Raw genomic sequence first — 25,181 nt, forward strand, 5'->3', positions numbered from 1 at the left:
GCCGCCTTCCAGTTACCTGCATGCTCATCGATGATGCTCCGCTTCGTCTATCGCTCCCGCAGCGCCTCCTGCTTGTATCTCGCCAGCGGCGAGAGAAGGTAGCTGATGATCCTGCGTGCGCCGGTCTTGATCTCGACCGTCACCGCCATGCCGGGACCGAGCTTGACGAGTTTGTCCTCCACCTGCATGTGCGTGCGGTCGAGCGAAATGCGCGCCGCATATTCCAGCTCCTGGCCTTTCGGCTCGCTGCTGCCCTGCGCCGTGCCCGACGCGCGGTCGTTCGGTCCGCCCTGCCTGTCCCGCGTGATGGCGTCGGTCGACACGCTGAGCACGTCCCCATGCAGGAGCCCATAGCGCGTGAAGTTGAACGTATCGATCTTGATCTCCGCCTTCTGTCCGGGATGGACGAAGCCGATGTCGCGGTTGGAGAGCATGGCCTCGATCTCGAGCTGACTCTCGCTTGGGACCACGATGGCCAGCGCCTGTGCCGGCGTCACCACGCCTCCCACCGTATGAACGGCGAGTTGCTGCACGACGCCGTCGACCGGCGCAGTCAGATGCTGGAGCTTCGTGCGCCGCTCCGCCTTGACCACCTCCTGCGCGGCGCTCGCCGCCTTCTGCTCGGCTTTGGCGAGTGCGTCATAGGTGGCACGCCGATACTCCGCGGCAGTCCTTTCTTTCGTTTCCTTCAGCAAGGCGATGGCGGCGTCGGCCTCGCCGAGCCGGCTCTGCTGGAGGACCAGATCCTGCTGAAGGCCGACCAGCTCCTGATATTCGGAGAGATAGACCACCTTCGAAGCCAGGGCCTTGTCGACGAGACCCTTGCGAATGTCGACCCGCTCCTGCAGCACCGGTATCGTCGCCTGGAGCTTCGCCACGCTGGCCGATGTGGTCGCCCGCTCCGCTTCCTTCTGGCCTTGCTGGCGCTCGATCTCCGCGAGCTTGGCACTCTGCTCGGCGCGCTGGCTGATCAGAAACTGGCGATGCATCTCGATCTCCGCGGCACTCGCGCCCTGCGGCGGTCGGAAGGCGGCAAGCGGATCGCCGGTGAGGGCTGCTCGCAGCCGCGCGACGTCGAGTTCGGCCGCAACGAGATCACTTCTCTGGCGCTCCTGATCGGCTTCCGTCATCGTCGGGTCGAGTTCGATCAGAACGTCGCCGGCCTTGACGCTCTGTCCATCACGCACGTGAATGGCGCGGACAACGCCGGTCTCGAACGGCTGGATCAGCTTGGTGCGTCCGCCAGGCACGATCTTGCCCGTCGCCGTGGCGACGATGTCGACGCTGCCCAATGATGCCCACAACAGCGCGACGCAAAAGACGGCGATAATGCTTGCCCCGATCGCGCGACCGATCGGCGACGGCGGCGATTCGGTGATCTCGAGCGCCGCGGGCAGAAATGCAATTTCATGCTCGCGCCGTCGAACCTCGGCTCTCGGAAACGGAACGATATTCCGGTTAGCGGACGTCATGGATACCGGCCTGCAGATAGTGGAGATTTGCGTAGCGCCCGTTCGAGCGAATGAGTTCATCATGGCTGCCGTCCTCGACGATGCGGCCATGCTCGAGAGTGATGATCCGGTTCGCATTGCGCACGGTAGAGAGCCGATGAGCGATGACGATGACGGTCCGGCCGGCGGAAATCCTTTTCATGTTCTGCTGGATGGCGCGCTCGCTTTCGTAGTCGAGCGCACTGGTCGCCTCGTCGAGGATAAGGATGCGGGGGTTGGTAATGAGCGCGCGAGCGATCGCGACACGCTGGCGCTGCCCGCCGGACAGACTGCTGCCGCGCTCGCCCACGATGGTGTCGTAGCCCTCGGGCAGCTCCAGGATGAAGTCGTGAGCGCCGGCGAGTGATGCCGCCTCGATGACGCGCTCCATGGGCATGGCCGGGTCGGCGAGTGCAATGTTCTCGCGGATCGAGCGATTGAAGAGCACGTTCTCCTGCAAGACCACGCCGATCTGGCGCCGAAGCCAGGTCAGGTCGACCGTCGCGAGGTCGACGCCGTCGACCAGCACGCGTCCGCTCTCCGGCACGTAGAGACGCTGGATCAGCTTGCCGATGGTGCTCTTGCCCGAGCCCGAAGAACCAACGATACCGATGACCTGGCCGGGCTCGATGCCGAAGGACACATCGTGCAGCACCTCGGGGCCGTCGACGCGGTAGCGGAAGGTCGCGTGCTCGAATACGACCTTGCCGCGGATCGGCGGCAGCGCGGCGCGGGCCGAGCTGAAGCTTGGCTCCGGAATGGTGTTGAGAATGTCGCCGAGACGATCGACTGACAGCCGGGCCTGATGGAAATCCTGCCATATCTGCGCGAGCCGAAGCACCGGCATGCTTACCCGCGTCGCCAGCATGTTGAACGCCACCAGCTCTCCGACGGTCAGGTCGCCGCCGATCACGAACCTGGCGCCGAAGTAGAGCGTTGCGGCCGTGACCAGCTTGTTGATCATCTGGACCGCCTGGCTCGCCGTATTGTTCAGGCTGAGTACGCGGAAACTCGCCCCCACATAGCCGGCGAGCTGCTCCTCCCAGCGGCGTTGCATCTGGGGCTCAACTGCCATCGCCTTCAGCGTCTCAACGCCCGTGACGCTTTCGACCAGGAAGGCCTGGTTCTCCGAGCCGCGATTGAACTTCTCATCGAGTCGCCGGCGAAACAGCGGCGCGGCGCCGGCGGAAATTCCGATGTAGAATGGGAACGACGCCAGAACGATCCACGTCAACGCCGTCGAGTAGTAGAACATGACCGCAAGGAAGACGACGGTGAACAAAAGATCGACGACAAGGGTGAGCGCCGAGCTCGTCAGGAACTGGCGGATGTTCTCAAGCTCGCGAACGCGCGCGACCGAATCGCCGACGCGGCGTGTCTGGAAATATGCGATCGGCAACGCCAACAGGTGACGAAACAGCCGGGCGCCGAGCTCGACGTCGATGCGGTTCGTCGTGTGCGCGAACAGGTGGACGCGCAACGTGCCGAGAACGGTCTCGAACAACGTCAACGCGACCAGACCCGCGACCAGGACGTCGAGCGTGCTGATGCTTCGATGCACGAGTACCTTGTCGATGACGACCTGGAAGAACAGCGGGGCGACGAGGGCAAAGACCTGAAGGAAAAACGACGCGATCAGCACTTCGCCGAGAAGACGGCGATACTTGTGGACCGCACCGAGAAACCAGCCGATATCGAATCGCCTGGAGAGATCCGTCAGGGCCGCACGCCGGGTCATCAGGATGATGTCGCCGTCCCAGACGGCCTCGAGTTCGGCCTGCGTCATGGATTCGGGGCGGGAAGCCAATGGACGCTGAACGAGAAGCCGGTCGTCGACGACCTTGCCCAGGATCAGGAAGCTGCCATCGCGCAGCGCAGCTATTGCCGGCAACGGCGTGACCGCAAGCCTATTCCAGCTCGACCGCTGTGCCCTGGCCTTGAGCCCGAATTCCCTGCTACAGCGTAGGATTTCGGTCACACCGATCCGCGAGGTGCCCATGCGATGGCGTATTTGCTCCGGGTCGGCCGCAATGCCATGGCACCGCAGCAATATCGCCATCGCAATGAGCCCCGACTCATCGCCATCCGTAGGTTCAGGACTCGACTCCTGGACGGGCATATCGCTACGTTCGGCGGAGCGTGCAGACGCCAGAGCATCGCCGGCGAGCGCAACCAGGTCACGCCCGCGCGCAATCAGACCGGCAAAGGCATGCTGCGCCCGATCGGCGAGGCTTTGAGATCCGGCCAGGAGCAAGCGGCCGTCCCAGATTTCTTCAAATTCCGCACGCGGCATCAACTTCGGATGTGGCGAGGTCGGATGCAGCACGAGCGCGGCGTCGTCCTCGACCTTCCCGAGCAGCAGAAATCCGCCATCACGCAGCGCTGCGATTCCGGGAAGGCTGATGCCTGCGAGCTGTTTCCAATGTGTCGTGCGCGAACCGACCTTCAGTCCGAAATCGCGGGCGCAGCGAAGCATCGCACGGATGCCGATTGCGCTTTCCCCGCAATGGTCGCGGAGCTGGTCGGGCTCCGCGTTCACGCCATGAAGGCGCAGGAACAGAGCCAGGGATCGAAGCCCGAGATCTGCGGCATGGGCATTTCCATTCTGGATCGCCATTTAATACTCAACCCTTCGCGGCTACCGGCCGCGTTCGATGTTCCTTCTCATGCATTCCCAAACATTGACGGGGCCGCACCCAGGCGCTGAGCCTGGGTGCGGCTCGGCCTTAGTGTTGCGGTCGGGCCAGCAACGAATCGTGCCCCCAACCGGTCGCCTGCGACACAGCCGCCACGATCTGACCGGGATCCACCTGGCCGGTGTGAGCGGCCAGGTACTGGCTCAGCAGCGCAAAGCTCTGGCTTGCGAACGACGCCATCGCGGTGCCGATCGCAACCGGATGATCTGCCTGATTGGCCGGATGGGCAGCGGTCGTTGCCAGGGTGCTGGCGGCCGGGTCAAAATGCTGCTGGAGCAGCGCAAAGCCCCGGCTTGCCAAGAACCCCGTGTTTGCAGCGGCCGTCTGCTGATGATCCGTAGACTCGAGCGTCTGCGAGATCGTCGGGGTCGCGGCCGTCGTGGTGGCAACAGGCTGATGATCCATCGCGGTGTGGTGGTCGTGCGACGACGTTGTCGTGGTCGTGACCGTCGCAGGTCGAGGATCCGTTACGGTGATGGTCTGCGGCGAAGCCGTCGCAACCGCACCGGTTGACGGATCCTTCGCACTTGCCGTCAGCGTAAGTGTCGCAACCGGATGACCCCCGCCCCTGTAGGTCGAGGTCAGCGTCAGACCGCTGTCGACCTGCGCGGCCGTCAACGTGATGTCCTTTCCCTGGAACGTCCGGCCGTCGAGCTTATCGGTGATCGATTCATATTTCGGCAGCCCCGTGATGTTCACGGTCACGAGGTCGTTGGAATCGGTCGTTGTCACCTTCGTCCCGAGATCGACGGTACCACCTCTCCCGGCCACCCAGAGCGAGTCGTCCGCGATCGTGAGGACAGGCGTGGCCGCGGCTGGGGTCGGCGGTGACGTCGGCGTCGTTGGCGACGTTGGCGACGTCGGTGTCGATGACGTCGGGTCGATCTGCAGACCGGAGAACGTCTTCACGGCGCCAGCAAGATTGGCAGCGACACCGCTCGCGTCCTTGATGGCCGCACCGCTCGGCAGGTTCACGCCGGTGATGGCGAGCGCCGAGGTGCCGGTGTTGGTCGATGCGACGGTTGTCTTGAAGGTGAGCGTACCCGTGCCCGAACCACCGACATAGGTGGCCGTGCCGCCGTCATTGAGCGACACCGTGGGTGTACCCGTCACCGTCACGGCCTCGTTGAAGCCGAGCGCCAACGTGATCGTGTCTCCCACGTGCTCAGTGCCTGTTCCAGGCGAGGCCGTGGCCTGCGTCACCGCCGGCAAGACCGGATCGATCTGGAGGCCGGTGAATGTCTTCACCGCGCCAGCAAGATTGGCAGCGACACCGCTCGCGTCCTTGATGCCCGCACCGCTCGGAAGATTGACGCCGGTGATGGCGAGCGCCGAGGTGTTCGTGTCGGTCGACGCAACTGTCGTTTTGAAGGTGAGCGTGCTGGTGCCCGAGCCACCTGCATAGGTGGCGATATTGCCGTCGTTGAGCGACAGCGTCGGCGTGCCCGTCACCGTCACGGCCTCGTTGAAGACAAGCGACAGGGTGATGATATCTCCGGCATGCTCGATGCCCGTTCCCGGAGAGGCCGTGGCCTGAGTCACCGCCGGTGTCACCGTTGGGGTGGTGGGCGAGGAGGTGCCGCCCACACCCGTCCAGCCGACCGCCTGCGATCCGGTGACCAGCGTCATATTTCGAAAATCGGCCGTAACGGTCTCGGATGGGCCCGCGTTTCGATAGAGTCCGTACTCCCAATAGGTGGGGGTCCCATAGCCCAAGGCGCCATGATAGTCTACAACCTGAGTGCCATTCACCCAGACTTGCAAATACCCGCTACTGTTATCCGATACATTGGCCGATATTCTGATATCGTTATACTGGCCAGGTTGTATTGGATTGGGGTCGGTCCAGAGCGTCATCTGCGTCATATTGCTGCTAGTGGGGGTCTGACCCGCGGGGCAGTATCTAGCCATTACATGCAGTTGATTGCCGACGAGACCGATCTCGAATGGAGGCGAGGAAACGGCCGGGTAGCCGTTCATTTCTGCGGTGGTGAACCATGATGCGGTGTTTACAAATGTCCCATTGGGCCCATTTGGCTCCACCATGAACTGATAATCTATGCTGATAGGCGTACCGACCGGAATAGTCGGATCTAGTGCAACGTCGTCGCGATCAACAGGGTGTCCAGCATCGTACCAGGCTTGATCACCCGGTCGGACTTGTAAGCGCAGAGTTTGTGGATCAGGATTGGCCAGGCTCCAGCTCTGGCCCGCACCCTGAACTTCATACCCGTCGCCACCGATCTGAAAGTGCGATTGCGGCGTCGTCGAAAAATTGGTGATTGTGCCGGTCGTATCCAATTGCAGGATCTCCATCGAGTTACAGAGTTGTTTGTCTTTGACGTTGACAAGAGAATTCCGCTGCCGCGCATCGTGAAGGCGCGCGACCTATTGCATGCTCGCAGCAAGCGAACACATTTGTGCCGCGCCTCGCGAAGGCGCGAGACACAGCGCACGCCCGCAGCGCAAAGCACGGCAGACCTATTTCAAAGCAGCGGGAAATTTGGAACCTGGCCCCCCTACTGCTGGGCCGGATGGTTAATTAGGAAGTGTGGCGAAAAAAATTTCAAAGTGTGACGATATACATACGTATACGGGACCACTGCCCGACGTATGGCGCTGAAATGATGCACTATTTGCCTACCAATCGGACAAGACTGAATGGCTCGTTGTCGTGGAGAGGTCGCGAGCGACGACGAGCGCGTGATCGGCGTGTGTGCACTTTTTCGGGGCCCGTGCCGCCCTAAAAAGTTGGCTGGTCCATCCATAATGAACGCAGCATGTGAGCCGTCGATTGAATGCCGCTCATGCGAGCCTCGAACCTAGCTCTCGTATCGAATTGCCCCCCAACGCCGACGCGAGGAAGTGCAAAATGATCTGATTTGCGATCGGATACTTGCCCATGCCGCGTTGTTACTGCGGTCGAAAAGCCTACTTCCTTCGCGAGATGTGCTTCCCGAGGGCCACATGCTCTAGAGTTGCCGTAAGGAAAAGCGAAGTGCCGAACCGGAAGCTGCAGCAATTGCTCCAGATAGTAGCGGTTATCCGCCATTTCGGCTCGCGCTGAAAGAACATCCAGAGACGACAGTGCCGCATGCGAAGCGGTGTGCCCGCCAATTGACACGAGAGGATGCCGCGCCAGAATTTGAAGCTCGCGTTCATTCAGGAAATATGCATCATTCAAAGCCGATAGCGATATTCCCGCCCTGTTCAACGTTGGGGCGAGCATTGCAACCCGGTTATAATCCTGGTGAATCCACTCGGTTACCTTGCATAAGCCCAACATCTTTTCGCGAAACTCGGGACAGTGAAAACGCATGCCCATCGCATCGATCGTAACCGTGTCTCCAATGCGAAATATTTCGCGCAAACCCAGCCACCACGATTGCAACGTTCGAGTTAGGGCGCCAGTGGGAACGTACACCATGAATGGGGCGTTGTGTCGCTCGAGGATTGGAAGCGCGGTCGCGACATTGTCTTGGTAGCCATCGTCGAAGGTAAGCACCGCATAGCGGCCCGGTCCGGGACCAGTGGCCAATCGCTCAAGACATGTTTCGAAACTGACAATCTCCCACCCTTCTTGCCGCAGCCAATTGAGGGAATATTCAAGAAGGGCGACTGAAGTCCCGGTCATCAATTCCGAGCGACAATCTTGTTGGATCTCATGGAACATTAGGATAGCTGCCCTACCAGCAAAGATCCTGCGGAAGGTCGGCATTAGCCCAGACCAACGAGCCAATTCGATCGCGCTGTCCTTGAGAACCTGCTTCATTCTAACTCCCCATCAGAAAGACACTGCTCGCCCTGGAGAATTGACCGCACATTTCCGATGGCTTTTCCGTACGCGGTCGGTCGCCAATGTTCATCTTCAGAATCGTTGTGAGTAGAAACTCAGGGTAAAGCGGCGCCTTTGCAGAATATGAGACGATTGAGCAATTTTGTTTAGTCGACGAGATTCACACAAGCAACTGCTGATCATTTACCCACTTATAGGTACCTCCGAATTCGAGCCTCCATCGAACAGCTTTCCAATAGGGTTTCTCGATCTCGCACTGCCGCGGGCCAATCGCCGTTCGAGCCTTGGCTCTGTTCCTTCGCCTTCATGGCGTGAACGCTGAGCTCGACCAGCTTTGCTATCGCTGCTGGAGCAACAAGGGTCGCTGTCTGCGCGATGCTTCGCTACGCACGCGAACTCGGAGTCAAAGGCCGTTCGCGCACGACCGTTGGAAGCGATTTGCGGGCATCCAACTGCTCGGAATCGCTTGCGCGCTTCTTTCGGAACTAACTCGGCCTCTACCCCGGTCGCGAGCTCATCCTGGTGCTGCTGTATCCCGTGTTCGATAGGTACATTACCCTCGAAGATCTTTTGGCGGTCCTTGGGCCTGTTGCCGCTTTCGAAGCTGAATCTTGAACAGGCCACTCTCGATCGCGGCGGCACGGCGGAGCCTCCACAACAGGCTTGCCAGTCGGAGCACGAGTTCTCGTTCAACAGCGGATTGCGTGTCGTAGTCGGCTGTTATGGCCCCTTCGAGCGCCGCGTAGTCTTCGGCTTCCTCAAGCCCATCGATCACAGTCTCTGCGATCAGCCCAGCGCCGATCGGCCTCGATTTGCCGAAAGGAGGTCATCGTGCCTCTGGCCGAGGAATTGAGTCCGTTTCGTCATTTTGCAGTTGGGCCACAACACGCAACCGAGATGGGTACGGTGAAGAGCTCGCTCACCTTGCGGCCCATCGCCCGCTGCTCCGCAAACTTGAGGTGGGAATCAGAAGTGGTTCGGCCGCAGACGAGGCAGAGCTGAGCGGTCACAAACCTCAGATGGTCTGCGATCGCGCTCACCGACCTGCTTGCGGATGACGGCTCAATGCCGAAGAGGCGAGGGGGCTTGCCACTTGGACGCAGCGCCAGAATTTCCGTTCCGCCCACGATCGCTCGCTGGAGTCGGTCGATCGCGAACTGAGAGGCAACCGCGCAAAAGATACGCGCCGCCCTCGAAAAGGAGGTATTCAGTTCATCGAGGAGAACAATGGCGGACCAAGTGTGCGCCCTCGAAAGTGAGGCTGGCGGCGGCGTTCCTTTGCGAACCGAAGCCCATTTACCTGTTACCTGCTCGAACGAAGCCGTGCGCCTTGTGGACCAGGCTCAGAATTACGCCCAGGGTGCCTCCCACGAGCATGGCGTTAGTCTGCGCAGCAATGCCACTCGCTCCGCTGGTCGGTGAAGGTCCAGCCGTCGCATTGTCGTCATCCGCTCCGCAGCAAACGTCTGTCCACCGTCCTTGCCTTGAAGTTGGAGAGAACGTCGTCATAGACCCCGACGATCTTTTCCACGGTGAGCGCCTGGTCGTACCTCGCCATTGCCGCCCGCCCCCGGAACTCGCTGCTCCGCGACCAGTCAAAAACCTCTCGAAGGTTGCGGGCAATCGTCCCGGCCTCCTGCGGACAGATCCGCGTTCCGGCGATGCCGTTTAACAGCTCGCCAACGTCGCCGACGTCCGTCGCCACCACCGGACGATTGCACGCGAGAGCTTCCTTGATAGAGGTCGGCGACCCCTCATAATCCGAGCAGAGAAGCAGGGCGTCGGCCGCGCTGTAGCACCACGGCATTTCGCCGTTCGGCACATTGACAACCGTCGTCAACTCCGCGTCGACGCCTTCCTGCACAAGTCGCTCGACTGACGCTCTTGCCAGATCATATCTCTTCTCAGGGCGCGCCGGATCAAATGGAAACAGAACGATATGCTTGTCTTTCGGCCATCCCAGCCGTGCTCGTGCTTTATCGCGATCGTACGGCTTGAATACGCCGAGGTCGACCCCGCAGGGAATCACGATTCCCGGAATCCGTCTCCGCAGCTCCTCCGAAACGACTATGACGGCATCGGCGAAACGCGACACAGCCCGCGTGCTCAGCCTTTCAAAGATGCTCTGTCCAATTACGTCGGTCCCGTGCAGCGTAATGACGAGCGGCGCCCGCAATCGAAACATTGCAGGATATGCCGAATAACCGTAATGCGCATGGACGATGTCGTATGCCACCGCGCTCGTCATTCGCACGACATCAAGAGTGCACCTCAGGTAATTCATCTTGGACTGGGATCCGAGAATATCGATGACGTCGACCGTGTGGCCAAACCGGCGCAGCTGCTCCACCTGCTGGCACACGAAGGCTCCGGAGCCCGGCCTCTGCGGACTCGGATACATGTTGGTGACACAGAGGATTCTCACGATTGGTGTTTCCCTCGACGCTTGGCACGAACTGCCATCGAGTCACCGGTCTGCGTCGCTAACTCCGCTGAGCCGTCGTCGGATCCCCGCCGGAACGCCCATCACGAGCGCACCGTCGGGCACGTCCTTCGTCACCACGGCGCCGGCGCCGACGACGGCGCCAGCGCCGATTCTGACGCCTGGCAGCAGGTTGGCTCCCAGGCCGATTGCCGCGCCGCGTGCGATATGGGGCCCGAGCATGGGCGAACCGTCGTAGCCGTTGCGGCCGATCGCATTGTCGTTCGAAGTGCCGACGCAGCCCGAAATGAACACGTCGTCTTCGATCGTCATATTGCCCGCCAGCCAGGTATGATCCTGCACCCGGACTCGATCGCCAATTCGCGTATTGTAGTTGACCGTGACGTAACGTCCGATGACGGTCTTCGAGCCGATCCGCGATTGTTCACGGATCGAGGCGCCATCCCCGACCAGGGTCCCCGCGCCGAGCGAGACGTCGTAGAAAATCACCGCGTGCGGTCCGATAGAACAATCGGCGCCGATATCGACCCACGCCTCGAAATGCGGCGGGCGCGACAACGCGCCGGCACCTTTGGGCGCCTTGCCGATATAGGCTCCCGGAAAGATCTCGACATTGTCGCCGATTCTGGCGCCGCTCTCAATCACGACATGCGGGTGAATGACCACCCCGTTGCCAATCGCAACACCAGGCCGCAGCACGGCGAACTCGGCGATCGTCACGGCCGCACCGATGGCCTCGGTCTCGACCACCGCCCATGCGCTGATTCGATTCATCACCACTCCTTCCCGACATCGGCCTGTAGCGCGGCGAACGAATACGTCGACTTCCGCTGCAAGTTCTTGTGACCGTCGCGCTCGGCCGCAGTGCACGCAATCGCGGCGACATGGCGCACCGCGTCGCGTGTGAGCTCGGGAAACATGGGCAGGGACAATGATCGAGCGGCCATCGCTTCGCAGCACGGCAAGTCGCCCTGCCTGTAGCCGAGATGAGCGAGAGCAGGCTGTAGGTGGAGCGGCAACGGATAGTGGATCCCGGTTGCCACGCCGGCCTCGTCGAGCTTGATCCGCATTGCGTCCCGCTCGTTCGTGGTGATCACATACAAATGGTAGACGTGCGTCGACCCCTTTCGAACGAACGGCGTCTTGATCCCCGATTGCGCCAACTCCGCCGCGTACCACTCCGCAGCGCGCCGCCGATTGGCGTTCCATTCATCCAGACGCCGGAGCTTGATCTGCAGGATTGCCGCCTGCAGAGCGTCGAGCCGGCTGTTGAACCCGATCTCGGCGTGGCTGTAGTGGGTGGTTCGACCGTGGTCACGCAATCGTTCTATCCGCTCGGCGATCGCGGCACTGTTGGTGGTGATCGCTCCCCCGTCGCCATAGGCCCCGAGGTTCTTCGCCGGATAGAACGAGAAACATGCGACGTCGCCGAGCGCCCCGGTTCGGACCCCCTGATATTCCGCCCCGTGCGCCTGGGCCGCGTCTTCCACTACATAGAGCCCGCGCCGCCGCGCGATGTCCTTGATTGGACCCATGTCAGCCGGCTGTCCGAAGAGGTGGACTGCGATAATCGCTTTTGTACGATCCGTTACGGCGCGCTCGATCATCTTGGGATCGATCGTGTAGGTCTCCGGATCGATATCGACAAACACGGGGCGCGCTCCCGTCGCCGCGGTGGCGGCCGCAGTTGCGATGAAGGTATGGGCGGTTGTAATCACCTCGTCGCCACGACCAATACCCAAGGCCCGTAGCGCCAGATGAATCGCGTCCGTGCCGTTCGCCACGCCGCGCGCATGGCGCACCTGGCAATACGCGGCGAAATCTCTTTCGAACGAGGCAAGCGCCTCGCCGCCTATAAACTGCGCGGAGTTGAGAACCCCCCGAATTGCTTCGGCCACCTCGTCCTTTATCGTCTCATATTGCGCTCTAAGATCGACAAACGGAATTTGCATTTTCGAACCTCACGAGAATCCGTCTTTGTGTCTTGAGAACGTCAGCGGGCACCGTGCCCCCGCAGCACCGCGGGAAACGTCAGGGCAATCAACTTCAGGTCGGTCCATAAGGTCCAGTTCATTGCATAGTCGACGTCCATCTCGAGCATCACCTCGGCGCTGACACGACCCCGAGCGCGTACCTGGCAAATTCCGGTTATTCCGGGCTTCACAATGTGACGTATATGGTGCCAGTCGCGGAAGTGTTCGAGTTCATAAGGAATCGCCGGCCGTGGACCGACAATGCTCATTTCGCCCCGCAATACGTTGAGGAGTTGAGGCAGCTCGTCGAGGCTGGTTCTCCGCAGCCACCGTCCCACGCGCGTCACGCGAGGATCGTCTGTCAGCTTGTATGGGGCATCGGGGTCGTCCGAGAGGGGTTCATTCGCCCAAAACCGCCGGATCGCCTCGCGATGGACGTTTTCGTCGGCGTTGTGGCGGAGCGTCCGGAATTTGAAGCAGGTGAACGGCTTCTCGTCGCGTCCGATCCGACGTTGGCGAAAGAGCGCTGGCCCGGGACTGTCGAGATGGATTGCTATCCACACCACGACGAAGACGAGAGCCAGCGGCACAATCGCGACAACGCTGATCGCGACGTCGAGCGCCCGCTTGGCTAATTCCCGAGGGGTCGCCTTCCGTCGCGTGGCTTCATGCGACGGCAATTTCGGGACCTCCCGCCGGCATGTTCCGCCGCCGAAATATCCGTTGCTCCTTACCGTTGCTGCGGTGCTTTTGCTTGAGCCGTAGACACACCGATGCCTCCTCGAGCGCCTCGACAACGCGCAGCCCGTGCATTGCGTCCGCACGCGGCCGTTCCCCGGTCATGATCGCATTGACGAAGTCGAGTACCTCGAGCTTCAGCGGTTCGCTGCTGGATATCGCGGGTATATGAACGTCGCCATGATGATAGGCCGACTGGAAGTCGGCGTAGGAGTCGCCGTCAATCCGCGGCCTGAATCGCTTCTGGTATACGCGCACTTTCTCGGACGGCTGCACGTCGTCGAACACCAGCATCGCATCGCTTCCGACGATCGTGATCTGGCGCACCTTGACCGGGTCCAACCAGGAAACGTGCACATGGGCCGTCGGTCCGCTCTTGAAGCCCATCTTGGCGTAAACAACATCCTCAACGTTGGGCAGAACGTGCGCGCAACCCCAGGCGCCGATGGTTTGCGGCACCTCCTCCAGCAAGCAGAAGATGATCGAGAGGTCGTGTGGGGCCAAATCCCAAAGGACATTGGCGTCCTGCCGGTAGAGACCGAGATTTAGGCGCCGCGAGTCAATGTAGTAGAGCTCGCCCAGAGAGCCGCTCTGGATCATCTGGCGCATGACGCCGACCGCCGGGTGATACTCGAACGTGTGCCCGACCATCAGCACGCGCTTGCTCTGTTCGGCAATCGCATTCAATTCGCGGCATTGCGCGCTCGTCATGGCCAACGGCTTTTCGACGAGCGCGTGCTTTCCGGCCTGGAGCACCGCTCGCGCCAATTCAAAGTGCGTTTCCACAGGAGTGGCGACAATGACACCGTCTATAGAAGGGTTGTTCAGCACTGCGCCGATATCACGCGAAACGGCGACAGAAGGATACTGCGAACGGATATATTCCAATCTGTCAGGGCGTGGATCGACGGCCATCGACATCCGTGCGTCGCGTATATCGCAGCTGACACGGATGTGCTTCGAACCCCAGTAGCCGCAACCGATGACGGCGAGCGACGGACCATCTTTCGTGGTCTGAAGTCGCGCGTCCCCCTCAGAATTCGCCATGTTGGCTCCTTGGTTGAAGACCTAATTGTGCGTTCATTCAAGATAGCCGACGGGGCGTGCGCGCTGCTGAAGAACACGGATTATGATCGGTGCTCTTTTGGGGTACTACCCCCCGACCAAGCTCAGCGCCGGGGGCGGGAAGGGCTGAAGAATCTGGCGGACTGGCCAATTCTGAAATTCGAAATCCAAAAGGAGAGTGTTACTTTGACAAATCTGGAAAGAGGCGCCGGGAGTTTTGGCGCTCCACGAGGTGCGTGGGGGGATCTCTCCTCACTGCAGATTCCGTTCAAGCTGAACCCTATTCTGCGGCAAGGAAGTAGTTGGGCGCATCCATCTGGCACAAATGTTCGGTAGGCGTCGACGATTGGCGGCGGCGTTGCGCAGGCCGCACTATCTCATCGTGGGTGCCTCGGTACCAGGCTCGCATAGGCGGCGAGGAGGGAACGTTTTGCGACCTCCCACTGAAATTCGCTGCGAGCACGCTCCCTGCCGTAGCTGCGCATACGCTCGCGCGCACCCTCGTCCTCAAGCAGCGCCACGATTCTTTCGCCCAGCGCCTGCGGCGTCGGCTGCGCCGCCACCAGACCAGCGTCGCCAGCATCAAGCCTCGCCTGCGCCAAGTCGAACAGGACGAACGGCAACCCGACGGCCATGTATTCAAAGACCTTGATCATCGACATCGTCACGTTGGCGGCACTGGGCGGGTCCGGAACGACGCCGATATCGCAAGCCGCCAATTTGGCGGGCAGCGCATCGCCCGAAATGTAACCGGCAAATTCGATATTGTCGGCGATCCCGAGTTTGCCTGCGAGCATCCTGAGCTGGCCCACTTCCGGGCCGTCGCCGATGATCAGGCAGGCGATATCGGTTCGATGCAGCCGCTTGACGATGTGCTCCATCGCCTCGACCAGCAGGTCTACACCGTCCTGCTCGGCAATCATTCCCACATAGCCGACGAGATATCGAAAGGCCTTCCTGACCGAGGGATCGGGCTTGACCTGCCAGAAGCGCTCGAGGTCGGGGACGCTTCTGACGAGCCAGATCCTTTCTGGCGCGATCCCGCCTCGCTCCACGGCCTGCTGCTTCAGGGTAGGGTTTGTCGCGAGGCTCGCGTCGGCCAATCGAAACGTCCAGCGTTCAAGCCGGAGCTGGAGACGATAAAAGAAATCCTTGCGGCCGAACTTGACCGCATAGAGTTCGGGCACGGGATCATGCTGGTCAAACAGAAATTTCTTGCCAAGGAAGACCTTGTAAAAAATCGCGATCAAAAAGATCAAGTCCGGCGGATTGCAGGCATGAAGAATGTCAAATCCATGCCGGTGCGCCACCTTCAACGAGAGAACGAACTCCCAAAAAAGGGCGACAGTATATTCGAGAAGATAAGTCACGGCGCCCGAGCCCTCCACACCACGTGGATGGCGGTAGATGTGCACACCGTCTATTTGCTCGTATGCCTTGTCATATCCCCTTCCTTTCGGACAAATAACCGAAACGGTGTAACCAGCTTGGTGCAGCGCTGTGGCCTCCTGCCAGACTCGGCGATCGACCGGAACCGGCAGGTTTTCGACGATGATAAGAACCGCGCCCGCCGCACCGCCTACCGCAGATATGTTGTCCGACAGAGCCATTGCGCCTACGCCCTTCAGTGGAAACTTGGCGACCTTTCGTATAGGACTGCCTAAAGAGGAACACAATCTCGAGGTCGCGGACGATCCGCAGGATACCCGGTGGCCTTGTCGAAGGATGATGCGACACCCTACGAAGGAACGCTGACGCCATGGACACAGGCTCTTCGATCGCGCTTCTGCTCCGCAGCGACGTTCCATCGTCCGACGATTGCAACCTGGCGGAAATGCTCGAGTTTTTCGGAATTCCATGGAAGGCGCTGACAGTCAGCGAAGCGAACGGAGGCTATGTAGCCTCGCTGACGGCAAGTCATCCGCGGTTCTCCATCCTGACTTCCGCGGCCTGCCTCGCCGAAACCATGCAGCCTCGCAGGGCCGGAACGTTGCCGGATTGGTTGGCGGCAGCCGCTTCCGTGTTCGTCTATGGATTTCTAGCTGCGGATTCCTGCAGGGCTCTGCTGCGCCAGATCACGGGAGACCCGCAGGCCGACATCCGCGGCATCGACGCGTGGCCAATGACCGTTTCGGTCACTGATGCTTTTCCAGACATGTGCGGTCCAATGTCGGCCCTGCGGATCCAACTGGAGCCTGGCGCTGCGGATGCGGCGCTTGTCATCCGGGATGATGGCGAATTGCAGAGCATCCTCGGAGCACCCGAGGGACACCTGTTCGCCGGATTTTCTTATTCCGGCGTGCGCTTTTTTGCCGATGCGTCACTGGCGATGGTGGACATTCGCGAACGCGCTGCGACCTATTTTGACGTGAAGAAGCGTTTTGCCGGTGCGGTGCCAGTCGTGATGTATCTGAAGTGGTCGTTCCGCAACGTCTGCTGGAACGCCTCCGAAACAAACGCGTGCCTGATCATCGACGATCCGCCTCTGTGGCCACGGTACGGCTTACTCGATTTTGGCGAGCTACTGCACCTGGCCAACGAGCGGACGCTCGCGACGACCGTCGCCTTCATTCCATGGAACTGGCAACGAACAAATCGCGACACCGTTGCCGCCTTTCGGCAAAATCGCGAAAAACTGTCCGTCTGCGTGCACGGCTGCGATCACACCCGTGGTGAATTTGCAGCCCGTTCAGCCGAACTGCTCGACAGAAAATTAAAGACCGCCAGGTCTCGGATGCAGTCTCTTCTCAATAAGACTGCGCTCGATCATGAAAACGTGATGGTTTTTCCGCAAGGGGCATTCTCGCCCGAGGCAGTGTCGGCTCTCAAGCGAAACGGCTTCGTCGCGGCAGTGAACACGGAAGTCGCACCATCCGATGACGCGTCGAACGAAACGACACTTGCCGACCTGTGGAGTGTCGCCATCGTCCGGTATGGCGGATTCTCGATTTACACCCGGCGGTACATCGCCCACGGCATTGAAAACTTCGCATTTGACGGAATCCTGGGAAAGCCATGCTTCGTTGCCGGACATCACGACATTTTCCGAGATCACGGCAGCGAACTGGCGGAGTTTCTCCAACAGCTTGCATCCTTGCGGTGGAAACTCTGTTGGCGGACTCTCGGGAACGCTGTTTTCCGCAGCTACAGCATTAGACCCGACGGCGGAACGATCATGGTAAAGATGTTTGCTGAACAAGTCCGCATCGAAAACGTGGAGGCGATGACGCGACGGATCCGAGTTGTGAAGCAAGAATCACAGATCGCCTCCTTGAAAAATGTTACAGTCAATCAAGAGGTCGTCGCGCACGAATACATCGATGGATGTCTTAGAGTGATCGTCGATATCACGCCCGGCAGAACGGCGGATATACGCTGCGTTTATCATGAACTGCCGGATGCTTTCCCGGATTCAGAATCGGTCTCATACCGACTTGGAGTGGCGGTTCGGCGATATCTATCCGAACTGCGTGACAATTATGGGCACATCTTCCGTTTTCGCGTGTAGCCGGGAGGCGGGCCGCAACGAGCGTGGCCATGCTGTTTCGGCCCAGGCACGAAGCTCCTAGCAGATCGCTTCCTGCTCCGGCGGCGGACTCCGACGCCTGACTCGATACGTCTCGTTCAATGGCCCGTCACTCGGCTTCCCGCGCGACCCGTCGGTCCTGATATTGGTTGCGTTGTTGGAAGCTGCTGGTGTCGTCTCCCGTATGACGGTACCGCGGATCGGGCGTTCTGCTGCGGGAAACGTCGAACGGCGATCGAGGCACGAGATGTGTAACGTCGCTGGAGGGTGGCGGCGAAGCAACCTCCTGTAGCGCGAAGGAGATTGTGCCGTGAATCAGGCCCTGCTCTGGTCTCAAGAGCGCCGCCGCCTCCCTGGCGCGCTGGTCCGCGCAATTCTGCGCACGCAGACGGCGGTCCGAGGAGCAGCGCGGTCAGAGCATGGTCAGGTTCGTTGCCGGCCAGATGCTGCTGCGAGCTGAGCCGGTCATGGCAGCCGTCCGGTCCGAATGCCGTGTTCCCGTTCGTCCTTACGAGATTCGCCGGCTTGGCTGCTGGAAGCGTTAGGTCAGGCTGGAGTTGCTACCAGCTCGCTGACAAAAACTTCATAGTCAGCCGAGGCGTAAGGCTTCTTGCCCTCGGCAGGTGCATTTGGAGCCGCGGCGCGCTCCGAACCGGGAGCATCGCGCGCACATCACTTTACGAATGACTTAGTCAGTCTCAAGCGTTGATTGCAATCAAGACCTATGAGGGATGGCAGGCCGAGTTGCGCGAAGAAGCGGCGCGATAGGCATCGTTCATGTGGCTGGCTCCGGCACTCGACCAGGGCCTCGGCGCGGTCATGATCAAGGCCCACCCAGCAACCCCTCATCCCGGTCTTCCGTTGCACAGCCATGAATAGGTAGCCCTAAAAAGTTGAAGCTCAGCGCGGATGTAACGATACATTCGGGTGTAGAGTTCTGAACATTGCACTCGTCATATCGATGTACGCATCGGCGCCTCATTGAGGATCCGCACTTGAGACGACGTGAAGGCGAAAATGGGAAGGCTTTGCATCGACCTTGAAGGGTGCGCTGAACACCTCGTTGCGACTTGGGCGGAATCTGTCCAGGCGGGAGAGCGCTGAGATGCGTATATTGCACCTTGCCGAATCTCTGGGCACCGGAGGCAGGGAACGACAGATCGTCGAACTGTTGAGGGGACTTTTCGCTCACCGTGACATAGAGTCATTCGTCGCGGTTACGGACGAGGAGGAGGTTCGTTACGAAATTGAGCGTGAACACGCGCAAGTTATTCAGCTCGTTCGGAGAGGCAAGAGAGATTTGCGCCTTTTCAAGAGTTTGCATGAACTGGTCTCCAATTTGAAAATAGATATCGTTCACTCCTGGAGCCCGATGTGTTCCATTTATGCAGCTCCGATTGCGAAACTGTGCGGCTCAGCTTTCGTTAATGGCTTCGTGCGAGACGCGCCGCCGCATATTCCGCTATGGAATAAAAACTACTTGATGGGCAAGCTGACCATCCCATTCTCAGACATTGTTGTCGCCAATTCGCGCGCGGGCCTAGCTGCCTACCAAATTCCCGAGCCCAAAGGTCTATGTATCCACAATGGGTTCAGTCTTGGAAGAGTCTCTAACTTAACGGGCGAGGCAGAGCTTCGCGGCATGTTGGGAATCGCGACTCCCCACGTTGTCGGAATGGTTGCTAACTTCACGCCAAGAAAAGATTACGCATCCTTTGTCGAAATGGCATGCCGCATTTGCGATGTTAGGGAGGATGTTACTTTTGTGGCCGTCGGCGAAGGGCAAATGTTGTCGCAAGTGCGCGATAGCGTCCCACCAGAACATTCGCCACGCATAAAGTTTCTAGGTCGGCGGACAGATGTAGAAAGTATCGCTAATCTATTCACTGTGGGAGTTCTCGTTAGCAATAGTGGGGAGGGTTTTTCCAACGCAATAACCGAGTGCATGGCGTTGGGTAAGCCTATTGTGGCAACAAACGATGGGGGCAATCCTGAATTGGTCCTCGAGGGACGGACGGGATTTCTTGTGCCGCGTCACGATGCTGGAGCCTTGACTGATCGTGTTCTCAGGCTCCTCAATAACCGTGGGCTTGCTGACGAATTCGGTACGGAAGGGCGTCGGCGTATTGAAACATCCTTCTCGCTCGACGCGATGACCAACGCGTATCTTTGCCTTTATCGGCGGGTGGCGGAAAGGAGGGGGCGCGCGACTTGAGCGAGGTAGCTTATCGCTAGAGTTACGAATGCCAGGAATGGGTCCAGAGTTAGCGCTCACATTGGAGTGCGAGACACCCTCGGCGCTGCGGGGGCCGTTTCAATGTCCAACGACAAGATTGCAAAGCGCAGGGCCTCGAAGAGCACCATGCGCTACACTGATGGTTCCGCGCCCCGTCGTCCCATTGATCCATCGAGCCGAATGGGCGCAAATCAGTTCGGGACTCGACCCGTTGCCAAGTGAAGGAAGAATTCGGATCAAAGGTCCGGTCCGGTCAAGACCATCGTCTGTGTCAACATTGACTATTGTTACCGGCTTACTCCCGAATGGGTAGCCACTCAGCACCGGTGGACTCGATCGAGATGCTTCTATTCTTAACCGTTTTGCTTACACTTGTTCAAAATGGCGCTACGCGAGCTCTGATATGTTTTCTCCGATGACGCTCTGCAGCTCAATCGATAATCAATGAGTGTTCGTGATGCACATCATGGCAACGGCTGAACGGCGTGCTAACCTAAGCAAGGGCCATGACCTGCGCGGCGATGCATCGGCGACTGACTGCTGGCGGCATAAGACGGGGCGGCCGATGTTTCTGACCAGCCTTGTTTTCATCGCCGCCACCTCCGCTAGCGTCTAGGTCGCTGATCCATGGCATCGATATTGCGCCAAGGCATTGCACTCTCCGCTGCGCGCTACATCGAACAGGCCATCACGCTGTTGACGCCGATCGTTCTGGTGCGGACGATCGGCAGCGCAGCCTTCGGCGAATATCGGCTGTTCTGGCTGCTTGTAACTAGTGTGGCCGTGTTGTTCAACGAGTTGCCACGCAGCTTGCTTTTCTTCTTTGTCCGTTTGGATTCAGAGGGACGCCGGCTTTATGTCGGGCAGACGGCGCTGCTATTACTTGCCATAACGGTGATTGCGGCACTTTTAATTTTTGTCTTTGGCGATGCCCTGCCCTCGAGCATGAAAGACCTGCTGCACCAGCAGGGATTTTTGGTTGCGTTCTTCCTGCTTGTCTGGAATTTGGGCTTGTTACTCGACGTGTTACCCAACGCCGCAGGGCAGATTCGATGGCAGGCACAAGCTATCCTGGTCACATCTGTGCTCAGGGCTGCGCTCATCATTTCCGCAGCAGTAATTTTTCAGCGGCTCGAAGAAGTGCTGGTTGCCACATTGATTGCTGCCTGCATGCGCCTTGGACTTTTGGGTTATTTCATTGCACGCTATTGCGGTATTCGACTGTTCCCCCTGGACAAGCAGCAACTTCGTGTACAGCTTCGTTATGCTCTTCCATTCAACGTGGCCGGCTTGCTGTTCCACAGCCGGAAGCAGGCCGAGCAATGGATTGTGGCTACGGCGTTTTCATCAGCGGTGTTCGGCATTTTTTCCATTGCAACTACGCTCATTATGCCGTTTGAAATCCTGAGAAGCGTATTGGGGAGTTTGCTCCTGCCTAAAATGAGCCACCTCCATTCACTTGGTCGTCACGAAGAGCTATTGCGCCTAAACAATCGAGGCAATGTGATCGTCAGCGCGATCATGTACCCAGCCGTTGCGGGGGTGTTCGCCTTTTCCGACGAAGTTATCCAGTTCCTGTTTACGAAGGAGTACTTGAGCGGCTCGCCAGTGTTGCGCATTTATCTGGTTCAGACCTTGATTTCCGTTGAGATCACCACCTTGCTGAATGTGTTCGGACAAGGTTCAACATTCTTGCGTTATGAAGCGTCGGTTTTGCCCGTTGCTGTAATATCCAGTTTAGTCGGTGTCTGGTATTACGGTTTGCCGGGTGCGGCTATGGGCTCGGTATTGGCCACTTTCGTGGTGTATGCGCTTTTTCTGACAAGGCTTTCAAAGGTGATGAGCGTTCCTGTGGCAAGATTGCAGGATTGGAAAAGCCTTGGAAAAATTTGGAGCGTATCGGCAGTTTGCGCACTCGTGGCACGTTTTTCCGCCGACCTGCTGAATCCATCGGCGCCAATTGCTGCGATAGTCGGGCCTGCTGCCGTTTTGGTGTTTTATGCCGCTATTTTGTTTGCAACGGGATATTATCGAACGCTTGCCGAGATGCTAAGAGAGGGAAATGCACTCGCTAACACGTCTCGTCCCGTGGGGGAGTTCGGGCTCCCTGAAGTCGCCGCCAACAAGACATCTTAGCATTGTTTCAAGAGGGCGCGCCGATGAGCATCGTCCTGCGGGCTTGGCCGAGGATCGAGGAATTCTGGTTCGACGAGGCGATCCCCCAGCGCGGCGTGGACGTGGCCTGGTTGTGTCAGCGGCTCGCTATTCCGGAGATTACCCAACCGTCGGCCAAATACACGCTCGTCGTGGATCTCACGCTGTCCGATGAGCAACTGCTCGCCAACATGCAGTCCGAAACGCGGTACGAGATCCGCCGCGCCCAGAACAAGGATGCCCTGGAATTCTGGGCGCCCACTGCTCCCGACCCATCCTCGCTAGCGGCCTTCTACGACCTCTTCGCGCAGTTCGCGGCCGACAAGGGGCTGTCGCCGGTGCGCATGGAATACCTAGGGGCCGCCGCCAGGGCCGGCGTGCTGCGCCTGGGCAGGATGTTGCACGAGGGCGAGGTCGTCGTCTGGCATTCCTATCTGCTGATCGGAAGCCGTGTCCGCCTGCTGCATTCCGCCTCGCTGTTCCGAGGCCAGGCGCCGGCACGCCGCAGCCTGATCGGCCGAGCGAACCGGCTGCTGCACTGGCTCGAAATGCAGCATTTCCGAGGTGCGGGCGCCACGCTGTATGACTTCGGCGGCTGGTACGCAGGACATGACGACGAAGATCTGCTGCGTATCAACCGATTCAAGGAAGGCTTCGGCGGCACCGTGCGCCAGGAAGCTCAAGGCGTGCGCGCGTTGACGCTCCTGGGGCGGGCCTACCTCTGGGCACGCCCGCTTCGAGCCTGGCTAGGACGTGTTCCAACTGGGCTCAACCAAAGGATCAAGATCTGAACCGCGCGTACACTCGACCAACGACTCCTTCCCGGGGGGCCTATCGTAGGCGATCAATCAAAGCCGTGTTCTGAGAATGACACTTCCGCTTTTGGACGAAAACCCTGGGCTCTTCGGCTCTTCAATCTAAGAAGGGACCCCGCAAGGCTCTCTCCTCTGAGTCCTCTGCTGGCGAACATTTACTTCCGACGCTTTCTGCTGGCCCGGTGCGACCACGGGCACCAGGAACAGCCCGGTGCCTAGGTCGTGAACTATGCTGACTATCTTGCGATCTGCTGCCGCCCGGGCCAAGCCGAGTAGGTGGATGGTCAGTCAGACGCCTATATCTTCACTCTCCATCAGTCGGCCATAAAGAACCTCCCAAGCCATCAGTGGGGAGTCGCTTTTTGGAGCGCAGCGAGGTTTGAGATTGCAAGCTTTTCGCGCTTGAAGGCCCGAAAGCCTGCAATTTCATTTTCAGGATTCGATCGAGTCGCGCGTAGAGATTCCGTGGAGACATCGGAGGGCACGATGAAATCGAAGGAACGACGCGACACCGGACAGGCCGATCTTCTGCGCTCGCGGCTGGACGCGATCATCGTCATGTACCATCCGCTGATGACGCTCTCGCTGACGATCGACTGGTGGTTCTTGTCGATTGAGCGGCAGCGCGTCGGAGGAGGAATCATGCCGGGACATCGCACGGCGTCGCCTTGAGGGTTGGGAATAAAAGCACTCGATCAAGTTCACCTGGGGGGCGAGTGGCTACCCATTTGTGAGTACATCGGTAACACTGATCGTCGATCGCTGCCCCCAAGATGGTCTTGACCTGACCTGATCTCTGACGCAGCTTCGTACCGAAATCGTTTTCTGCCACGAAAGACGCTCTCATGTTGGGTGAGACCCTCGACTATTGGGTGCTCAAAGGCCTCGCACACCGCCGCAACCTCGCCACCGAGGAAGAGCTCAACTCGCGCGCCGGCGGGGCTACCGCGCAAACCTTCGAAGCGGCGATGCCGAAGATGCGCAAGCTGATGCGACGCTTCGGCGGCCGGCTCAGTGCCGATCCAGCGAAGCGCTACCTCGATATGGGATGCGGCACCGGCGAGCTCACGCTCGCGCTCGCGCGCATGGGCGCGGGCCAGATCACCGGCGTCGATTTCACGCCGCGCGCAATCGAGACAGCACGCGCGCACGTGGCGCGCCTGGGGCTCGCCAACGCGCACTTCGAATGCTGCGACCTACATACCTGGAACCCGCCGCACAAGTACGACGTGCTGCTTTCCTTCGACGCTTTCGAGCACATCGAGGCGCCGCGCCAGTTCCTCGCGCGTATGAAGGAGTTTGTCGCGCCGAGTGGCGTCGCCGTGCTCGGCTTCGGTCCGCTGTTCCATTCGCCCTTCGGCGATCACATGGGGTATTTTTTCCGCCTGCAGATTCCGTGGCGCGGCGTCTTCTTCTCGGAACGGGCCATACTCAGGGTGCGGCGTGAGTGCTTCCGGCCGACCGATCCGGCGCGCCGCCTGCGCGAGATCATCGGGGGCCTGAACCAGATGCGCTATTCCGAGTTCCTGGGGCACCTCCGCGCCACGGGCTGGCAGCTAGACTACCTCGACGTGAACGCAATCGAGCTGCCGCTCATCCGGCCTCTCTCCAACGCGCTTGCCCGCGTTCCGGTGTTGCAGGATTTCATCGCCCACAACGTCTACTGCGTGCTCAGGCCGATGTAGACCGTTGATGGTCGACACCCGCACCTGACGCCGGAGGTGGCCGAAGCCACACGGAGGTGGCTCTTGAGGCTGCCGAGCGAACCGGCCTTACGAAGCCGCCGGCGCGAACTCGCGGATCGGCCGGTGCCACCGCCGCTACATCCAGAGCATAGCGCGCGAAACCGTCTGCAGCTGGCCTTTGAAAGCAGGCGACGCATTCTCGGCGTACCGCCGATGCTCCGAAGCCTTGCGGAACGTCGGCATGCATCGCACGATCGCCAGAAGTCAGGAAGCCGCGCCCGATTGCGATGTAGGTGGTGCTCGCGCACCAGACCTGGTTCGGCCGCTCGATCGAAAGCCCCTGTAGCAGGTAGGGAATATCTCGTGTGCAGGCGCCGGCTTGGATCGCGCGCGGCTTCGGCCCGAGCGCCGCTATTCCCATCTGGCGCATGAGCCGCCGCACGCGCTTACGATTGACGATGCACCACTCCGTCCGCTGCATCGCCGCAGCCCTGCGCGATCCGCTTGGGCGTTCGTGTGCGCCCAGGCATGCGGATCGACGTCATTCATCATCACTGAATAAGC

At 59.8% G+C, this 25,181-nt stretch carries 18 protein-coding genes; 6 read left to right on the plus strand and 12 right to left on the minus strand.

The window, feature by feature from the left end:
• Positions 1 to 47: 47 nt before the first annotated feature.
• From AB5K84_RS14000 to AB5K84_RS14050, 11 genes are all read right to left on the minus strand, one after another.
• Entirely contained in the window at positions 48 to 1,472 is a 1,425-nt protein-coding gene (locus tag AB5K84_RS14000) for an HlyD family type I secretion periplasmic adaptor subunit (RefSeq protein ID WP_162603720.1), read from the minus strand.
• Positions 1,459 to 4,107 (minus strand): type I secretion system permease/ATPase, encoded by a 2,649-nt coding sequence (locus AB5K84_RS14005; RefSeq protein ID WP_110116906.1) that lies wholly within the window; start codon positions 4,105 to 4,107, stop codon positions 1,459 to 1,461. The genes AB5K84_RS14000 and AB5K84_RS14005 overlap by 14 nt, the downstream gene beginning before the upstream one ends.
• Before the next feature lie 109 nt (positions 4,108 to 4,216).
• A complete protein-coding gene (locus AB5K84_RS14010; protein ID WP_162603719.1) occupies positions 4,217 to 6,502 on the minus strand; it encodes a heparin lyase I family protein in 2,286 nt (761 codons plus the stop codon).
• Between the two features lie 427 nt (positions 6,503 to 6,929).
• On the minus strand, positions 6,930 to 7,958 hold the full coding sequence (locus AB5K84_RS14015) for a polysaccharide deacetylase family protein (protein ID WP_110116905.1): 1,029 nt from the start codon (positions 7,956 to 7,958) through the stop codon (positions 6,930 to 6,932).
• A gap of 887 nt (positions 7,959 to 8,845) precedes the next feature.
• Positions 8,846 to 9,109, minus strand: a complete 264-nt coding sequence (locus AB5K84_RS14020) for a DUF968 domain-containing protein (protein WP_439711371.1) — start codon at positions 9,107 to 9,109, stop codon at positions 8,846 to 8,848.
• Between the two features lie 317 nt (positions 9,110 to 9,426).
• On the minus strand, positions 9,427 to 10,344 hold the full coding sequence (locus AB5K84_RS14025; RefSeq protein ID WP_162603718.1) for a glycosyltransferase: 918 nt from the start codon (positions 10,342 to 10,344) through the stop codon (positions 9,427 to 9,429).
• A gap of 105 nt (positions 10,345 to 10,449) precedes the next feature.
• A complete protein-coding gene (locus AB5K84_RS14030; protein WP_441232528.1) occupies positions 10,450 to 11,175 on the minus strand; it encodes a hypothetical protein in 726 nt (241 codons plus the stop codon).
• A gap of 23 nt (positions 11,176 to 11,198) precedes the next feature.
• Positions 11,199 to 12,377 (minus strand): DegT/DnrJ/EryC1/StrS family aminotransferase, encoded by a 1,179-nt coding sequence (locus tag AB5K84_RS14035; protein WP_110116900.1) that lies wholly within the window; start codon positions 12,375 to 12,377, stop codon positions 11,199 to 11,201.
• 41 nt (positions 12,378 to 12,418) lie between these two features.
• Positions 12,419 to 13,078 (minus strand): sugar transferase, encoded by a 660-nt coding sequence (locus tag AB5K84_RS14040; RefSeq protein WP_110116899.1) that lies wholly within the window; start codon positions 13,076 to 13,078, stop codon positions 12,419 to 12,421.
• Positions 13,065 to 14,183, minus strand: coding sequence for a Gfo/Idh/MocA family protein (locus AB5K84_RS14045; RefSeq protein WP_110116898.1), 1,119 nt, complete (start codon positions 14,181 to 14,183; stop codon positions 13,065 to 13,067). Before AB5K84_RS14045 ends, AB5K84_RS14040 begins: the two co-directional genes overlap by 14 nt.
• 395 nt (positions 14,184 to 14,578) lie before the next feature.
• Positions 14,579 to 15,811 (minus strand): glycosyltransferase family 4 protein, encoded by a 1,233-nt coding sequence (locus AB5K84_RS14050; protein WP_110116897.1) that lies wholly within the window; start codon positions 15,809 to 15,811, stop codon positions 14,579 to 14,581.
• 149 nt (positions 15,812 to 15,960) lie between these two features.
• Between AB5K84_RS14050 and AB5K84_RS14055 the strand changes: the two genes are divergently transcribed.
• The 6 genes from AB5K84_RS14055 to AB5K84_RS14080 all read left to right on the plus strand — a co-directional run bounded on the left by AB5K84_RS14055 (position 15,961) and on the right by AB5K84_RS14080 (position 24,617).
• Positions 15,961 to 17,709 carry a hypothetical protein gene (locus tag AB5K84_RS14055; RefSeq protein WP_110116896.1) on the plus strand — a complete coding sequence of 583 codons (1,749 nt, stop codon included), beginning with the start codon at positions 15,961 to 15,963 and terminating at the stop codon, positions 17,707 to 17,709.
• Positions 17,710 to 18,832: 1,123 nt separating this feature from the next.
• Positions 18,833 to 19,942, plus strand: a complete 1,110-nt coding sequence (locus AB5K84_RS14060; protein ID WP_162603717.1) for a glycosyltransferase — start codon at positions 18,833 to 18,835, stop codon at positions 19,940 to 19,942.
• A gap of 648 nt (positions 19,943 to 20,590) precedes the next feature.
• On the plus strand, positions 20,591 to 22,099 hold the full coding sequence (locus AB5K84_RS14065; protein ID WP_162603716.1) for a lipopolysaccharide biosynthesis protein: 1,509 nt from the start codon (positions 20,591 to 20,593) through the stop codon (positions 22,097 to 22,099).
• Between the two features lie 23 nt (positions 22,100 to 22,122).
• A complete protein-coding gene (locus tag AB5K84_RS14070) occupies positions 22,123 to 22,908 on the plus strand; it encodes a GNAT family N-acetyltransferase (protein ID WP_162603715.1) in 786 nt (261 codons plus the stop codon).
• Positions 22,909 to 23,418: 510 nt separating this feature from the next.
• Positions 23,419 to 23,604, plus strand: coding sequence for a hypothetical protein (locus tag AB5K84_RS14075; RefSeq protein WP_110116892.1), 186 nt, complete (start codon positions 23,419 to 23,421; stop codon positions 23,602 to 23,604).
• Positions 23,605 to 23,777: 173 nt separating this feature from the next.
• Positions 23,778 to 24,617 carry a class I SAM-dependent methyltransferase gene (locus tag AB5K84_RS14080; protein WP_110116891.1) on the plus strand — a complete coding sequence of 280 codons (840 nt, stop codon included), beginning with the start codon at positions 23,778 to 23,780 and terminating at the stop codon, positions 24,615 to 24,617.
• Here the strand turns inward: AB5K84_RS14080 and AB5K84_RS14085 are convergent.
• A complete protein-coding gene (locus AB5K84_RS14085; RefSeq protein WP_390895271.1) occupies positions 24,604 to 25,143 on the minus strand; it encodes an IS3 family transposase in 540 nt (179 codons plus the stop codon). The two genes, AB5K84_RS14080 and AB5K84_RS14085, sit on opposite strands and share 14 nt — an antisense overlap.
• Positions 25,144 to 25,181: the final 38 nt, after the last annotated feature.

Origin of the sequence: Bradyrhizobium sp. 1200_D9_N1_1 (assembly GCF_052075915.1) — a bacterium.
Lineage (GTDB): Bacteria > Pseudomonadota > Alphaproteobacteria > Rhizobiales > Xanthobacteraceae > Bradyrhizobium > Bradyrhizobium diazoefficiens.

Coding starts and splice junctions, on each gene's coding strand:
- AB5K84_RS14000 (WP_162603720.1), bottom strand. CDS start 1,472: ATGACGTCCGCTAACCGGAATATCGTTCCGTTTCCGAGAGCCGAGGTT.
- AB5K84_RS14080 (WP_110116891.1), top strand. CDS start 23,778: ATGTTGGGTGAGACCCTCGACTATTGGGTGCTCAAAGGCCTCGCACAC.
- AB5K84_RS14050 (WP_110116897.1), bottom strand. CDS start 15,811: ATGGCTCTGTCGGACAACATATCTGCGGTAGGCGGTGCGGCGGGCGCG.
- AB5K84_RS14065 (WP_162603716.1), top strand. CDS start 20,591: ATGGCATCGATATTGCGCCAAGGCATTGCACTCTCCGCTGCGCGCTAC.
- AB5K84_RS14055 (WP_110116896.1), top strand. CDS start 15,961: ATGGACACAGGCTCTTCGATCGCGCTTCTGCTCCGCAGCGACGTTCCA.
- AB5K84_RS14070 (WP_162603715.1), top strand. CDS start 22,123: ATGAGCATCGTCCTGCGGGCTTGGCCGAGGATCGAGGAATTCTGGTTC.
- AB5K84_RS14045 (WP_110116898.1), bottom strand. CDS start 14,183: ATGGCGAATTCTGAGGGGGACGCGCGACTTCAGACCACGAAAGATGGT.
- AB5K84_RS14005 (WP_110116906.1), bottom strand. CDS start 4,107: ATGGCGATCCAGAATGGAAATGCCCATGCCGCAGATCTCGGGCTTCGA.
- AB5K84_RS14035 (WP_110116900.1), bottom strand. CDS start 12,377: ATGCAAATTCCGTTTGTCGATCTTAGAGCGCAATATGAGACGATAAAG.
- AB5K84_RS14075 (WP_110116892.1), top strand. CDS start 23,419: ATGAAATCGAAGGAACGACGCGACACCGGACAGGCCGATCTTCTGCGC.
- AB5K84_RS14015 (WP_110116905.1), bottom strand. CDS start 7,958: ATGAAGCAGGTTCTCAAGGACAGCGCGATCGAATTGGCTCGTTGGTCT.
- AB5K84_RS14010 (WP_162603719.1), bottom strand. CDS start 6,502: ATGGAGATCCTGCAATTGGATACGACCGGCACAATCACCAATTTTTCG.
- AB5K84_RS14060 (WP_162603717.1), top strand. CDS start 18,833: ATGCGTATATTGCACCTTGCCGAATCTCTGGGCACCGGAGGCAGGGAA.